Annotated in this window: 13 protein-coding genes; 9 read left to right on the top strand and 4 right to left on the bottom strand. The window is 64.2% G+C overall.

Going from position 1 to position 13571, the window contains the following annotated elements; genetic code table 11:
- The first annotated feature begins 83 nt into the window (after positions 1 to 83).
- From pcaF to paaZ, 7 genes are all read left to right on the top strand, one after another.
- On the top strand, positions 84 to 1289 hold the full coding sequence (pcaF, locus tag DYZ14_RS03890; protein WP_154719470.1) for a 3-oxoadipyl-CoA thiolase: 1206 nt from the start codon (positions 84 to 86) through the stop codon (positions 1287 to 1289).
- Between the two features lie 17 nt (positions 1290 to 1306).
- On the top strand, positions 1307 to 2305 hold the full coding sequence (paaA, locus tag DYZ14_RS03885) for a 1,2-phenylacetyl-CoA epoxidase subunit PaaA (protein WP_154719469.1): 999 nt from the start codon (positions 1307 to 1309) through the stop codon (positions 2303 to 2305).
- Positions 2306 to 2368: 63 nt separating this feature from the next.
- A complete protein-coding gene (gene paaB / locus DYZ14_RS03880; protein WP_148155246.1) occupies positions 2369 to 2653 on the top strand; it encodes a 1,2-phenylacetyl-CoA epoxidase subunit PaaB in 285 nt (94 codons plus the stop codon).
- Positions 2653 to 3429: a 1,2-phenylacetyl-CoA epoxidase subunit PaaC gene (gene paaC / locus DYZ14_RS03875; RefSeq protein WP_154719468.1), complete on the top strand. Its 777-nt coding sequence runs from the start codon at positions 2653 to 2655 to the stop codon at positions 3427 to 3429. Before paaB ends, paaC begins: the two co-directional genes overlap by 1 nt.
- Before the next feature lie 10 nt (positions 3430 to 3439).
- Positions 3440 to 3961, top strand: coding sequence for a 1,2-phenylacetyl-CoA epoxidase subunit PaaD (gene paaD, locus DYZ14_RS03870; protein ID WP_154719467.1), 522 nt, complete (start codon positions 3440 to 3442; stop codon positions 3959 to 3961).
- Between the two features lie 20 nt (positions 3962 to 3981).
- The gene (paaE, locus tag DYZ14_RS03865; RefSeq protein WP_154719466.1) at positions 3982 to 5058 is read left to right on the top strand and encodes a 1,2-phenylacetyl-CoA epoxidase subunit PaaE; all 1077 of its coding nucleotides are present in this window, start codon (positions 3982 to 3984) and stop codon (positions 5056 to 5058) included.
- A 71-nt stretch (positions 5059 to 5129) separates the two neighbouring features.
- Positions 5130 to 7193 (top strand): phenylacetic acid degradation bifunctional protein PaaZ, encoded by a 2064-nt coding sequence (gene paaZ / locus DYZ14_RS03860; RefSeq protein WP_154719465.1) that lies wholly within the window; start codon positions 5130 to 5132, stop codon positions 7191 to 7193.
- A gap of 97 nt (positions 7194 to 7290) precedes the next feature.
- Here paaZ and DYZ14_RS03855 read toward each other — a convergent pair whose 3' ends face one another.
- The 4 genes from DYZ14_RS03855 to paaG form a co-directional block, all read right to left on the bottom strand.
- On the bottom strand, positions 7291 to 7890 hold the full coding sequence (locus tag DYZ14_RS03855; protein ID WP_115671299.1) for a TetR/AcrR family transcriptional regulator: 600 nt from the start codon (positions 7888 to 7890) through the stop codon (positions 7291 to 7293).
- Between the two features lie 97 nt (positions 7891 to 7987).
- Positions 7988 to 9298, bottom strand: coding sequence for a phenylacetate--CoA ligase PaaK (gene paaK / locus DYZ14_RS03850; protein ID WP_154719464.1), 1311 nt, complete (start codon positions 9296 to 9298; stop codon positions 7988 to 7990).
- Between the two features lie 27 nt (positions 9299 to 9325).
- The gene (gene paaI, locus DYZ14_RS03845; RefSeq protein ID WP_210209274.1) at positions 9326 to 9763 is read right to left on the bottom strand and encodes a hydroxyphenylacetyl-CoA thioesterase PaaI; all 438 of its coding nucleotides are present in this window, start codon (positions 9761 to 9763) and stop codon (positions 9326 to 9328) included.
- Positions 9760 to 10554, bottom strand: a complete 795-nt coding sequence (paaG, locus tag DYZ14_RS03840; RefSeq protein ID WP_154719463.1) for a 2-(1,2-epoxy-1,2-dihydrophenyl)acetyl-CoA isomerase PaaG — start codon at positions 10552 to 10554, stop codon at positions 9760 to 9762. Before paaG ends, paaI begins: the two co-directional genes overlap by 4 nt.
- A 107-nt stretch (positions 10555 to 10661) precedes the next feature.
- Here paaG and paaN point away from each other — a divergent pair, with 107 nt between their 5' ends.
- Both paaN and DYZ14_RS03830 read left to right on the top strand, forming a co-directional pair.
- Positions 10662 to 12314: a phenylacetic acid degradation protein PaaN gene (paaN, locus tag DYZ14_RS03835; RefSeq protein ID WP_154719462.1), complete on the top strand. Its 1653-nt coding sequence runs from the start codon at positions 10662 to 10664 to the stop codon at positions 12312 to 12314.
- Positions 12315 to 12352: 38 nt separating this feature from the next.
- On the top strand, positions 12353 to 13495 hold the full coding sequence (locus DYZ14_RS03830) for an ABC transporter substrate-binding protein (RefSeq protein ID WP_154719461.1): 1143 nt from the start codon (positions 12353 to 12355) through the stop codon (positions 13493 to 13495).
- The last annotated feature ends 76 nt before the right edge of the window (positions 13496 to 13571 follow it).

Below are 13571 nucleotides of genomic sequence, written 5' to 3'. Positions count from 1 at the left end.
ATGTTTTGGCGCTATAAGCTGACCGATCGGTTGGCGAATTGGAGACGTGCCAGCTGCAGCTGATACTCGTGGAGGAGTGATCGATGAGCCAAGCCTTTATCTGCGATGCCGTGCGAACACCCGTCGGCCGCTATGGCGGGGTCCTCGCATCCGTGCGGGCGGATGATCTGGCAGCATTGCCGCTGGCTGCGCTGATGGCGCGCAATCCGAGTGTCGACTGGTCCAAGGTCGACGACCTTATCTACGGCTGTGCCAACCAGGCCGGCGAAGACAATCGCAATGTCGGCCGTATGGCCGTTCTCCTGTCCGGCATGCCGATCAATGTTCCGGCAACGACCGTCAATCGCCTCTGTGGTTCCGGCATGGATGCCGTCGGCATGGCCGCGCGGGCGATCCGCGGCGGCGATTGCGACCTGGTGATCGCCGGCGGCGTTGAGAGCATGACGCGCGCGCCCTTCGTCATGCCGAAGGCGGACGCAGCCTTTTCCCGTTCGAACGCGGTCTACGACACGACGATCGGCTGGCGCTTCCCCAATCCGGAACTGAAGAAGAAGTTCGGCACCCATTCCATGCCCGAGACGGCCGACAATGTCGCCGAGCAGTACAATGTCAGCCGCGCTGACCAGGACGCCTTTGCCGCCCGCAGCCAGGCCCGCTGGGCCGCAGCCCAGGCCGCCGGCGTCTTTGCCGACGAGATCGTCCCCGTCACGATCCCGCAGAAGAAGGGCGAGCCACTGGTCGTCTCGATCGACGAACATCCGCGTCCCGGCACCACCGCCGTGCAGCTGTCGAAGCTCAAGGGCGTCAACGGCCCGGATCTCAGCGTCACCGCCGGCAATGCCTCCGGCGTCAACGATGGCGCGGCCGCGCTGGTGGTCGCCTCGGAAGCCATGGCCAGGGAACAGGGTCTGGTACCCCGCGCCCGGATCGTCGCCATGGCCGCAGCCGGCGTCGAGCCGCGCATCATGGGTGTCGGCCCGGTGCCGGCGGTCCGCAAGGTCCTGGCCCGCGCCGGCCTGTCGCTTTCGCAGATGGACGTCATCGAACTCAACGAGGCGTTTGCGGCCCAGGCGCTCGCCGTCCTTCGGGAACTCGGGCTCCCCGACGATGCCGCGCATGTCAATCCGAACGGCGGCGCCATCGCGCTCGGCCATCCGCTCGGCATGTCCGGCGCCCGCCTCGTCACCACCGCCATGTACCAGCTTCACCGCACCGGGGGCCGCTATGCGCTCTGCACCATGTGCATCGGGGTGGGCCAGGGCATCGCCATCATCATTGAACGGATCTGAGCAGGGAGGAAACCGCCATGTATGCGCAAATGGTCAAGACCGACAGTGATCGGGTGAAGTCGCTGAACGAGATGTCGCCGGAGGAGCGAGCCTTTCAGGAGCGCATCGACCGCGGCGAGAAGATCGAACCCAAGGAATGGATGCCGGAAAGCTATCGCAAGACGCTGATCCGTCAGGTCGGCCAGCACGCCCATTCCGAGATCGTCGGCCAGCTGCCGGAAGGCAACTGGATTACCCGTGCGCCGACGCTCGAGCGCAAGGCGATCCTGCTGGCCAAGGTGCAGGACGAGGCGGGCCACGGCCTCTATCTCTATTCCGCCGCCGAGACGCTCGGGGTCAGCCGCGACGAGCTGCTGGCGCTGCTGCATTCCGGCAAGATGAAATATTCGTCGATCTTCAACTATCCGACCTTGAACTGGGCCGATATCGGTGCGGTCGGCTGGCTGGTCGATGGTGCTGCGATCATGAACCAGGTGCAGTTGCAGAAGACCTCCTACGGTCCCTACAGCCGCGCGATGATCCGCATCTGCAAGGAAGAGAGCTTCCACCAGCGCCAGGGCTACGACATCATGATGAAGATGGCCGCCGGCTCGCCCGAGCAGAAGGCGATGGCGCAGGATGCGCTCAACCGCTTCTGGTATCCGTCGCTGATGATGTTCGGTCCCTCCGACAAGGATTCGGTGCACTCCGCGCAGTCGATGCAGTGGAAGATCAAGATCAACACCAATGACGAACTGCGCCAGAAGTTCGTCGACCAGACGGTGCCGCAGGCCAAGTATCTCGGGCTCACCATTCCCGACGAGAACCTGCGCTGGAACGAGGAGAAGGGCGGATACGACTTCTCCGAACCGGACTGGGAAGAGTTCTTCAACGTCATCGCCGGCAACGGTCCCTGCAATGCCGAGCGTCTCGGCGCCCGGGTCACCGCCTGGGAAGAGGGCGCGTGGTTCCGCGACGGCCTGATGGCCCATGCCGAAAAGCAAGAGGCGCGCCGGGCCGGTTGCAAGGCTGCCTGATCAATCCAATTCGGGAACGGCGCACCCGCTCCCGTCCGTCACCTGAACTTGGGAGGAATAGCAATGTCCAGCGAATGGCCCCTTTGGGAAGTCTTTATCCGCGGTCAACATGGCCTCAACCATCGCCATGTCGGCAGCCTGCATGCCCCGGACGCCGAAATGGCGATCCGCAATGCCCGCGACGTCTACACCCGCCGCAACGAAGGCGTGTCGATCTGGGTGGTGAAGTCGGCCGAGATCACAGCCTCGTCGCCGTCGGAAAAGGGCCCGCTGTTCGAACCATCGAACTCCAAGGTCTACCGTCACCCGACCTTCTTCGACATCCCGGCTGAAGTGGGGCATATGTGATGGCGACCGCGATCCCGGCGGTCGATCAGGCCGCATTCTTCGAATGGCTACTCAGAATGGGCGACAACACGCTGATCCTGGGGCACCGCGTGTCCGAATGGTGCGGTCATTCGCCCGTGCTGGAAGAGGATATCGCGCTCGCCAACGTGGCGCTCGACCTGATCGGCCAGACCCAGTTCTGGCTGGGTCTGGCGGGTGAGGTCGAAGGCAAGGGGCGCACCGCCGACAATCTCGCCTATCTGCGCGATGCCGCGGCCTTCCGCAACGTGCTGCTCGTCGAGCGCCCGAACGGCGATTTCGGCAAGACGCTGATGCGGCAGTTCCTGTTCGACGCCTACCACATCGAAATGCTCCGCGCGCTCGTCGCCTCGAGCGATCCGCGCGTGGTGGAAATCGCCCAGAAGGCGCTGAAGGAAGTGTCCTACCATTTCGAGCGCTCGGCCGACCTCGTCATCCGTCTCGGCGACGGAACCGAGGAAAGCCATCGCCGGATGCAGAAGGCACTCGATGATCTGTGGCCCTATACGGCCGAGATGTTCCTCGACGATCCCGCCGACGAAGCCGTGGCTGAGGCCGGCATCGCGCCCCTTCCCTCGGCGCTGAAGGCAGCCTGGGACAGCTCGGTCGGCGAAGTGCTCGCGGAAGCGACGCTCGTTCGCCCGGAAGGCAGCTACCAGCACAAGGGCGGCAAGCGCGGGGTCCATACCGAGCATCTGGGCTATATCCTCGCCGACATGCAGTTCCTGCAGCGGGCCTATCCGAACTCGGTCTGGTGAGGGCGGTGCGATGGACGCCAGGACATTGCCCGAAACGGAAGAGGTCTGGCGCTGGCTGGGCGAGGTGCCGGATCCGGAAATTCCCGTCATCAGCCTGACCGATCTCGGCATCATCCGGGATGTCGCCTGGGATGGCGATACCCTCGTCGTCGCCGTCACCCCGACCTATTCGGGCTGTCCGGCAACGACGGTCATCAACCTCGACATCGAATCGGCGCTGAAAGCCCGTGGCATCGACAAGCTGCGTCTCGAACGACGGTTGTCGCCCGCCTGGACGACGGACTGGATCAGCGCCGAGGGGCGGGAGAAGCTTCGCGCCTACGGCATTGCACCGCCGATCGACGGTACAGCCGCCGACGGGCGGCTGATGGCCCGGGCCAGCCGGCTTGCCGGTTCGAACCTCGCCGTCGCCTGCCCGCGTTGCGGCTCGAGCAGGACCGAAAAAGTCAGCCAGTTCGGCTCGACCCCGTGCAAGGCGAGCTACCGATGCCGCGACTGTCTGGAACCCTTCGACTATTTCAAGTGCATCTGAGGATGCGGAGGACATAACTCATGGCACGCTTTCACCCCCTGACCGTGACCGACATCCGCCACGAGACCCGTGATGCGGTGGTCGTCACACTCAAGCCGCGCGAGGAGGATCGCGCAGCCTTCGATTTCACCCAGGGCCAGTACCTGACTTTCCGCCGCAATTTCGAGGGGGAAGAACTGCGCCGGTCCTACTCGATCTGCGCGGGCAAGGACGAGGGTGTCCTGCGCGTCGGCATCAAGCGCGTCGACGGCGGCGCGTTCAGCAACTGGGCCAACGGCAATCTGGCGCCGGGCGACGTGATCGAGGCCATGCCGCCGATGGGTCGTTTCTACATGGACATCGATCCGGCCGCCGAGAAGCAGTATCTCGGCTTTGCCGGCGGCTCCGGCATCACGCCGCTGCTGTCGATCATCAAGACGGTTCTGGCGCGCGAGCCGAAGTCGCAGTTCACGCTGGTCTATGCCAACCGCCAGATCAATTCGATCATGTTCCGCGAGGAGCTGGAGGATCTGAAGAACACCTATCTCGGCCGCTTCTCCGTCCTGCACGTTCTGGAAAGCGAAGTGCAGGAGATCGACCTGTTCACCGGCCGTCTCGACGAGAACAAGCTTTCTGCGCTGTTCAGCAGCTGGATCGATCCGAAGTCGATCGACGCCGCCTTCATCTGCGGGCCCGAGCCGATGATGCTGACCATCGTCGCCAGCCTCAAGGCGCATGGACTGAAGGACGAGCAGATCAAGTTCGAACTCTTCGCCTCTGGCCAGCCGGGCCGCGCCAAGAACCGTGTCGCCTCGGTCAGCGCCGAGGAAGCGGCGGCCGTGGTAGAGGCGACGATCACGCTCGACGGCACCACGCGGACCTTCAAAATGCCCAAGCACGGCGTCAGCATTCTCGAGGCGGCGATCGCCCAGAGCATGGACGCCCCCTTCTCCTGTAAGGCGGGCGTCTGCTCCACCTGCCGGGCGAAGGTGCTCGAAGGCGAGGTCGAGATGGACACCAACCACGCGCTCGAGGACTACGAGGTCGAAGCCGGCTACGTGCTCACCTGCCAGTGTCACCCGCTGACCGAGAAGGTCGTGCTCTCCTACGACGAATAACCTCCCAGGCGGCGGGGCCATTGGTGCCCCGCCGACCGCACCGAATAAACCGATCCAGGAAGGATGACTTCATGAATGTTTCGGCCCGCGTTCCGCGCCGTCTCGAAAGCTATGTCTGTGGCCGCTGGACACCCGGCGACAAGCAGGGCGTTCCGCTGCTCGATGCCTCGACGGGTGCCGCAATCGCATTCATCGACTCGACCGGTATCGATTTTGCCGCGGCACTCGCCTATGGCCGCGAGGTCGGCGGACCGAACCTGCGTGCCCTGTCTTTCCATGAACGGGCGCAGATGCTGAAGGCTCTCGGCCAGGTCCTGATGGACATGAAAGAGGAATTCTACGCCGAGAGCGCGCTGACCGGCGCGACCCGCGCCGACGGCTGGGTCGACATCGAGGGCGGCATCGGTACCATGCTGTCCTACTCCTCCAAGGCGCGCCGCGAACTGCCGAATACCCGCGTGCTGCTCGACGGCGACGTGGAACTGCTGTCGAAGGACAACAGCTTCTCCGCCCAGCATATCCTCACCCCGCTGCACGGCATCGCCGTCCACATCAACGCCTTCAATTTCCCCGTCTGGGGCATGCTGGAAAAGATCGCCCCGACGCTGATCGCGGGCGTGCCCTCGCTGGTCAAGCCGGCAAGCCAGACCGCCTACCTCACGGAACTCGTGGTCCGTCGGATCATCGAGACCGGCATCCTGCCGGACGGCGCGCTGCAGCTCGTTTCCGGATCGGTCGGCGACCTGCTCGACCATGTCGAGGGCCAGGACGCCGTGACCTTCACCGGTTCGGCCTGGACCGGCCGCAAGCTCAAGTCGCATCCGGCGGTGGTGGCCAATTCCGTGCGCTTCACCATGGAGGCCGACAGCCTGAACGCGTCGATCCTCGGGCCGGATGCCGGGCCGGGCACGGAGGAGTTCGATCTCTTCGTCAAGGAAGTGGCTCGCGAGATGACCTCGAAGGCCGGCCAGAAATGCACGGCAATCCGCCGTGTGATCGCGCCCAAGGCCCATGTCCAGTCGCTCGTCGAAGCGCTCGGTGATCGCCTGTCGAAGACCGCGCTCGGCAATCCTGCCGACGAGCGCGTGCGCATGGGACCGCTGGCAAGCCTTGCCCAGCGCGACGAAGTACGTGAACGCATCCGCGACCTGTCCGCCGATGCCGAGATCGTCTCCGGCGATCCGGACAATGTCCGCGTCTTCTCCGGCGATGCCGAGAAGGGCGCCTTCCTCAATCCGGTGTTGCTCTACTGCGAAAAGCCGTTTACCGCGTCTGCCGTCCACGATGTCGAGGCATTCGGGCCTGTCTCAACCGTGATGCCCTATGAGGGGATCGAGGAAGCGATTGCGCTCGCCCACAAGGGCAAGGGTTCACTGGTCGCCTCGGTCTTCACCAATGATCCGAAGGTGGCAGAAGAAATGGTGATCGGCATGGCGCCCTATCATGGCCGTGTCCTGATCGGAAACCGAGCCTCGGCTAAATCCTCGACGGGCCATGGATCGCCCCTCGCAGGGCTGGTGCATGGTGGACCCGGCCGCGCTGGCGGCGGCGAGGAAATGGGCGGCATGCGTGGCGTCAAGCACTACATGCAGCGCACCGCCGTCCAGGGCACCCCGCGTCTCCTTTCGGCCGTCACCGGCCGCTGGATCGAGGGTGCCGGCGCCGGGGACACGAGCGTTCATCCGTTCCGCAAGTCGCTCGCCGAACTCAAGATCGGCGACCAGATTGTCACGGCTAAACGCACCGTGACGCTCGAGGACATCGAGCACTTCGCCCATTTCACCGGCGACACCTTCTACGCCCACATGGACGAGGCGGCGGCCAAGGCCAATCCCTTCTTCGACGGGCGCGTCGCCCACGGCTACCTGATCGTCTCGTTTGCCGCCGGCCTGTTCGTCGATCCGGATCCGGGTCCGGTGCTTGCCAATTACGGCGTCGACAACCTGCGCTTCCTCACCCCGGTCAATCCGGGCGACACGCTGCAGGTTCGATTGACCTGCAAGGAGATCAATCCGCGCGCCAATGCCGATCATGGCGAAGTCCGCTGGGATTGCCAGGTGACGAACCAGAATGGCGCAGTCGTCGCGCAATACGACGTCCTGACCATGGTCGCCAAGACCTGGAACGCGGCTTGAGGACATCCAAAAAACCGACGGCCGGCATTAGCCTGGCCGTCGGTTTGAAGAATTCTGTCAGGAGGAATGGCCGCCGGTTGAAGCTTGCGGGCGGAGGTTAGCGAACCGCCTTGATGCCTTCGAGGATCAGGGTCGTCGCCACGTCGGCATAGTCTTCGCGGGTGATGCGGCCGCCGTCGCGGAACCACATGTAGACCCAGTTCATCATGCCGAACAGCGACATGGTGACCGGCATCAGCAGAGGTCGCTCCCTGCTGTCGAGTTCCGGATTGATTTCCTTGAGCACATTCGAGAACCGGCGCACGATCCGTCGTTCGATCGCGGTAATGCCTGCCTTCTGCTCGTCGGACAGGGCCGAGGTGGCGTTGAGCTGTACCTTGTGCTGATTGTCGGCCCCGCGATAGTTTTCCAGCACCACGCCGACCAGCCGGCGGAGTCGCTTCTCCGGTGAATCGTTCGCATCGTCGGCCGCCTCGATCGCCTGATCGAGCTCTTCCAGATGGGTGATGATGATCGCGTAGATCAGCGCATCCTTGCTCGGATAGTAGTGATAGAGCAGTGCCTTGGAGACGCTGGAATGACTGGCGATCTGGGACATGGATGCCTTTTCCATGCCCTGCTCGGCAAACACGGCGGCGGCATTGTCGAGAAGGCCGCGGCGCTTTTCCTCAAAATCGGTTGCCCGGGTGCGAGCCATATTTTCACTTTCCTACTCGCAGAACGCCTGCAAAAGGGGGGCCTTGTCGCCCCCGCCTGAATATATCAATTGCCTTTGCCCTGTCATGGGTCGCGTTTCAGGTCTTCGGGCGGTTATCCACCACACGCTTGGCCTTGCCTTCCGAACGGGCGATGGACGTCGGATCCTGAACCTCGATCTTGGTGGTGATGCCGACCACGCTCTTGATGTGGTGCGCCAGTTCCTTGGCCGACTGGGCGCGCGCCGCCGCGTCAGTGGAATCGGTCGCGCATTCGACATGGACGATCATGTTGTCCATCCGGCCGGCGCGCGTGAGCTCGATCTGGAAGTGCGGGGCAAGGCCGCCGCATTTCAGGATCTGCTCCTCGATCTGCGTCGGGAAGACATTGACGCCGCGCAGGATGATCATGTCGTCGCTGCGGCCGGTGATCTTCTCGATGCGCCGCATCGAACGCGCAGTGCCCGGCAGAAGGCGGGTCAGGTCGCGGGTGCGGTAGCGCACCATCGGCAGGCCTTCCTTGGTGAGCGTGGTGAAGACCAGTTCGCCGAGCTCGCCGTCCGGCAATACGGCGCCCGTCACGGGGTCGATGATTTCCGGATAGAAATGGTCTTCCCAGACGTGCAGGCCGTCCTTGGTTTCCACGCATTCATTGGCGACGCCCGGCCCCATGACTTCGGAGAGGCCGTAGATGTCGACGGCGTGCATGTTGAAGGCCTGTTCGATCTCGCTGCGCATCGCATTGGTCCAGGGCTCCGCGCCGAAGATGCCGACCTCGATCGAGCTTTCGCGCGGATCGATGCCCTGGCGGCGGAACTCGTCGAGGATCGACAGCATGTAGGAGGGCGTGACCATGATGATGCGCGGCTTGAAATCGTTCATCAGCGTGACCTGGCGCTCGGTCATGCCGCCGGAGATCGGCACGACGGTGCAGCCGAGCCGTTCGGCGCCATAGTGCGCGCCAAGGCCGCCGGTGAACAGGCCGTAGCCATAGGCGACATGCACGATGTCACCCGGACGGCCGCCGGACGCGCGGATCGAGCGGGCGACGACGTCTGCCCAGACATCGATGTCATGCTTGGTGTAGCCGACCACCGTCGGCTTGCCGGTGGTGCCGGACGAGCCGTGAATGCGGACCAGCTTTTCGCGGGGAACGGCGAACATGCCGAAGGGATAGGTGTCGCGCAGGTCGGTCTTGGTGGTGAAGGGAAACTTGGACAGATCTGACAGGGTCTTCAGGTCTTCCGGGTGGACGCCGTGCTCGTCGAATCGCTGGCGATAGAACGGCGAGTTCTCATACGAATGCTTCAGCGAGCGCTTCATCCGGTGAAACTGGAGCGCCGAGATTTCATCCCGCGAGGCGATTTCGATCGGGTCCAGATCTTGGGGACGGGTGACAAAGTCGAGCATGGTTTCCTCCCTGGAAAGCGTCTTGGTTCAGGCGGGATCGGGCAAGTGGGTGCCCTTCACCGTTCGCGACAGGCCGCGAAATTCGGCGACAAGGTCGCCGTTCTGATTTGAAATGCGAATGTCGTAGATGCCCGACCGGCCCTTGCGTGAGACCTCGCGTGCCTCCGCCGTCAGCCGGTCGCCGATCCTCCCCGGACTGATATAGGTGATCGAGCAGTTCTGCGCGACGGTCAGCTGATTGTAGCCGTTGCAGGCGAAGGCAAAGGCGCTGTCGGCCAGCGTGAAAATGTAGCCGCCGTGGCAGTTGCCGTGGCCGTTGGACATGATCTTGGTGATTTCCATCGACAGGGTCGCCTGCCCCGGCGCGATGTGATCGATGCGCATGCCGAGATTTTGCGACGCCGTGTCGAGGTCCCACATCGCCTTGGCGCAGGCTTCCGCCATTTCCTGTGCGTTCATCGTCATTTGCCCGAAAACTCCGGCTTGCGCTTTTCCAGGAAGGCGGTGACGCCTTCGGCATAGTCGGCCGTGCGGCCGGCTTCGCGCTGGCAGTCGCGCTCCATGTCGAGCTGTTCGTCGAGGCTGTTGGTCGCCGCGGCCTGGATCAGGCGCTTGGTGAGGCCGAGGCCCCGTGTGGCACCTTCGGCCAGCGAGCGGCCGAGCGTTTCGGCCACCGTCATCAACTGGTCGTCGTCGACGGCCTTCCAGATCAGGCCCCAGTCGGCGGCGCGCTCCGCCATCAGCGGCTCGGCGGTCATGGCGAGCGCCTTGGCGCGCGGCTCGCCGAGAATGCGGGCGAGGCTCCAGCTGCCGCCGGCATCGGGGATCAGGCCGATCTTGGAGAACGCCTGGATGAATTTCGCCGAGCGGGCGGCCAGCACGATATCGCAGGCAAAGGCGATATTGGCGCCGGCGCCGGCCGCCACCCCGTTGACCGCGCAGATCACTGGTTTATCCAGCGAACGGATCAGACGCAGCGTCGGATTGTAGAAGGTTTCGAGCGTATGGCCGAGATCGGGAGCAGGCCCGCCCTTGCGAGGATCGCGGTCGCCGAGGTCCTGGCCGGCGCAGAAGCCGCGGCCGGCGCCGGTCAGAAGCACGGCGCGCACCGCCGCATCCTCATGGGCGCGCTCGAAGGCGGCACGCAGGGCGCGGTGCATGTCCTCGTTGAACGAATTGAGTTTGTCCGGCCGGTTCAGCGTCAGCCGCAGAACCCCGTGATCCATCGTCACCAGCACGGTGTCGGATTGGTGCATCGCTCTCTCCCTCGTCCCCGCTCCGATTTTTCCCGGGGGCGTAAAAAGATCTTGCATAAACCGACCGGACGGTCAATGATAAAGGCAGGAGCAGGGAGGAAATTGCCATGAACGACATGTTCGACCGCCATCGCGGTCTGTTGGAGACGGCTGTCAAGGCCCTGTCCGACCGGGGTTTCTGGTCGCCCTTTCCGGAAGTTCCGAGCGGCAAGATCTATGGCGAAACCGCCAAGGACGATGGCGAGGCTTTCTTCAAGGCCCTGCTCGGCACGCGTTTCGAACTGCCCGGCCACCCGGAAGATGCGCGCATCGGTTCCGAAGTATCGCCCTGGGGGCCAGACCTCGCGATTCTTTATCCGGCCACCGATGCCGCGACGCTCGTTGCCGCCTCCAAAGCGGCCGGAGACGCCTGGGCAGATGCCTCGCCCGAGTTGCGGGTCAGCGTCTGCTTGGAAATCCTGACGCGGCTCAATCGCATCAGCTTCGAAATGGCCAATGCCGTGATGCACACCACCGGACAGGCCTTCGCCATGGCCTTTCAGGCCGGCGGCCCGCATGCCCAGGACCGTGGGCTCGAAGCCGTCGCCACCGCCTGGGCGGAAATGACCCGCACGCCGGGCCAGGCCACCTGGGAAAAGCCGCAGGGCAAGGCGGCACCGATCGTTCTGGAAAAGAACTGGCAGGTCGTGCCGCGCGGCATCGCGCTTGCGATCGGCTGCCAGACCTTCCCGACCTGGAACACCTATCCGGGTCTGTTCGCGAGCCTCGCGACCGGCAATACCGTGATCGTCAAGCCGCATCCCGGCGCCATCCTGCCGCTCGCACTGACCGTCAAAGTGGCGCGCGAAGTCCTGGTCGAGGCAGGCTTCCCGGCTGACGTGGTCCTGCTGGCTGTCGATCAGGCCGGCGCCGAGATCACCAAGGACCTCGTGACCCATCCGGAGATCGCCATCATCGACTACACCGGCTCCAGCGTCTTCGGCGAATGGGTGCGAAACAATGCCCGTTCCGCCCAGGTGTTCACCGAGGAAGCCGGCGTGAACTCGATCGTCGTCGCCGCGACCGACGATTTTGCCGGCATGTGCGCCAACATCGCGTTTTCGCTGTCGCTCTACTCCGGGCAAATGTGCACCGCCCCGCAGGACATTTTCGTGCCCCGTGCAGGCATTTCGACCAATGCAGGGCACAAGAGTTTCGACGAGGTGGCAACCGCGATCGGCGCTGCGGTCGACGCTCTGCTGAGCGATCCCGCCCGCGCTTCGGGCGTCTGCGGCGCGATCGCCAATCCGGCGACGTTGGCACGGATCGACAAGGCGCGCGGCTTCGGCCGGATCGTCCGCGATTCGCAGCCGCTGGCCACCGGTTGTAGCGCCACCCCGCTGATCGTCGCCGTGGACGATGCCGAGACGCAGGTTCATGAGGACGAGTGCTTCGGGCCGGTTGCCTTCATTGTCGCGGTCGACAGCGCTAAGGCCGGCATCGATGCCGCAGCCAGCCTGGCCCGCAGCAAGGGCGCAATTACCGCCGCGCTGTACGACACCGACGAGGCGCGTATCGCCTACGCGGTGAAGGCCTTCGCCCGGGCCGGGGTCAACCTGTCGATCAACCTGACCGGCAACATTTTCGTCAACCAGTCCGCGGCATTTTCCGACTTTCACGTCACCGGCGGCAATCCCGCCGGCAATGCCAGCCTGACCGACACAGCCTTCGTCGCCAACCGGTTCCGGCTGGCGATGTGGCGCCGCCCAAAGGCGGCGTAATCGACTTCTTAATTCAACGTTCTCAGGGAGGAGACACAATGAAAATCACCACGACAACCGCACTCGCCACGCTGATGGCTCTGGGTATTGCAACGGCTGCCGAGGCCGAGATCAAGATCGGCGCCACCGTCTCGGCAACCGGCCCCGCCTCGTTCCTCGGCGACCCGGAAGCCAAGACGCTCGAAATGCTGGTGGAGGAAATCAATGCCGCCGGCGGCGTCAACGGCGAGCCGCTGAAGCTCGTGCTCTATGACGACGGCGGCGACCCGAACAAGGCGCGCACCTTTGCCACCCGCCTCGTCGAGGACGACGAAGTCGTCGCCATCATCGGCGGCACGACGACCGGCACGACCATGTCGATCATTCCGGTCGCCGAAGACTCCGAAGTTCCGTTCATCTCGCTCGCCGGCGCGATCGAAATCATCGATCCCGTCAAGCACTGGGTCTTCAAGACCCCGCATACCGACCGCATGGCCTGCCAGAAGATCTTCGAAAACATGAAGAAGAACGCCATCACCAAGATCGGCGTGATTTCCGGCACCGACGGCTTCGGCGCCTCAATGCACAAGCAGTGCGTCGCTGTTGCCGGCGACTACGGCATCGAGATCGCCGCCGACGAAACCTATGGCCCGCAGGATGCGGACATGACCCCGCAGCTGACCAACATCAAGGGCACGGCCGGCGTGCAGGCCGTGCTGAATGCCGGCTTCGGCCAAGGCCCGTCGATCGTGACGCGCAACTATTCGCAGCTGGCCGTCGGCCTGCCGCTCTACCAGTCGCACGGCGTTGCCTCCGACGGCTTCATCGAGCTTGCCGGCGCGAAGGCCGCTGAAGGTGTTCGCCTTCCCGGTACCGCCCTGCTGGTTTCCGGTATCCTGGCGGACGGCGATGCCCAGAAGGCTGTCGTCAACGCCTACAAGACCGCCTACGAGAAGAAGACCGGCTCTGCCGTCTCGACCTTCGGCGGCTATGCCCATGACGCTCTGCGCATTCTCGTCGATTCGATCGGCCGCGCCGGCTCGGCGGAACCCGAAGCGATCCGCGACGCGATCGAATCCACCTCCGGCCTGGTCGGCACCACCGGTGTCGTGACGATGTCGGCGGAAGATCACCTCGGCCTCGATCTCTCGGCATTCCGCATGCTGGAGATCAAGGACGGCGGCTGGACAATCATCGAGTAAGCACCCGGGTCGCCCCGTTTGCGGGGCGACGACATTGGTGTGGAGCCTGCAGGCATGCGGGCTCCACCTCGAGAAC

The organism is Ciceribacter sp. T2.26MG-112.2, assembly GCF_900492205.1.
Taxonomy (GTDB): domain Bacteria; phylum Pseudomonadota; class Alphaproteobacteria; order Rhizobiales; family Rhizobiaceae; genus Allorhizobium; species Allorhizobium naphthalenivorans_A.
Note: the sequence above shows the minus strand (reverse complement) of the source record. Positions and strands in the feature narration are given on the sequence as shown.

What these genes read in the sequence shown, in the direction of transcription:
- pcaF (WP_154719470.1), top strand. Translation starts at nt 84, where the DNA reads ATGAGCCAAGCCTTTATCTGCGATGCCGTGCGAACACCCGTCGGCCGC.
- paaA (WP_154719469.1), top strand. Translation starts at nt 1,307, where the DNA reads ATGTATGCGCAAATGGTCAAGACCGACAGTGATCGGGTGAAGTCGCTG.
- paaB (WP_148155246.1), top strand. Translation starts at nt 2,369, where the DNA reads ATGTCCAGCGAATGGCCCCTTTGGGAAGTCTTTATCCGCGGTCAACAT.
- paaC (WP_154719468.1), top strand. Translation starts at nt 2,653, where the DNA reads ATGGCGACCGCGATCCCGGCGGTCGATCAGGCCGCATTCTTCGAATGG.
- paaD (WP_154719467.1), top strand. Translation starts at nt 3,440, where the DNA reads ATGGACGCCAGGACATTGCCCGAAACGGAAGAGGTCTGGCGCTGGCTG.
- paaE (WP_154719466.1), top strand. Translation starts at nt 3,982, where the DNA reads ATGGCACGCTTTCACCCCCTGACCGTGACCGACATCCGCCACGAGACC.
- paaZ (WP_154719465.1), top strand. Translation starts at nt 5,130, where the DNA reads ATGAATGTTTCGGCCCGCGTTCCGCGCCGTCTCGAAAGCTATGTCTGT.
- DYZ14_RS03855 (WP_115671299.1), bottom strand. Translation starts at nt 7,890, where the DNA reads ATGGCTCGCACCCGGGCAACCGATTTTGAGGAAAAGCGCCGCGGCCTT.
- paaK (WP_154719464.1), bottom strand. Translation starts at nt 9,298, where the DNA reads ATGCTCGACTTTGTCACCCGTCCCCAAGATCTGGACCCGATCGAAATC.
- paaI (WP_210209274.1), bottom strand. Translation starts at nt 9,763, where the DNA reads ATGACGATGAACGCACAGGAAATGGCGGAAGCCTGCGCCAAGGCGATG.
- paaG (WP_154719463.1), bottom strand. Translation starts at nt 10,554, where the DNA reads ATGCACCAATCCGACACCGTGCTGGTGACGATGGATCACGGGGTTCTG.
- paaN (WP_154719462.1), top strand. Translation starts at nt 10,662, where the DNA reads ATGAACGACATGTTCGACCGCCATCGCGGTCTGTTGGAGACGGCTGTC.
- DYZ14_RS03830 (WP_154719461.1), top strand. Translation starts at nt 12,353, where the DNA reads ATGAAAATCACCACGACAACCGCACTCGCCACGCTGATGGCTCTGGGT.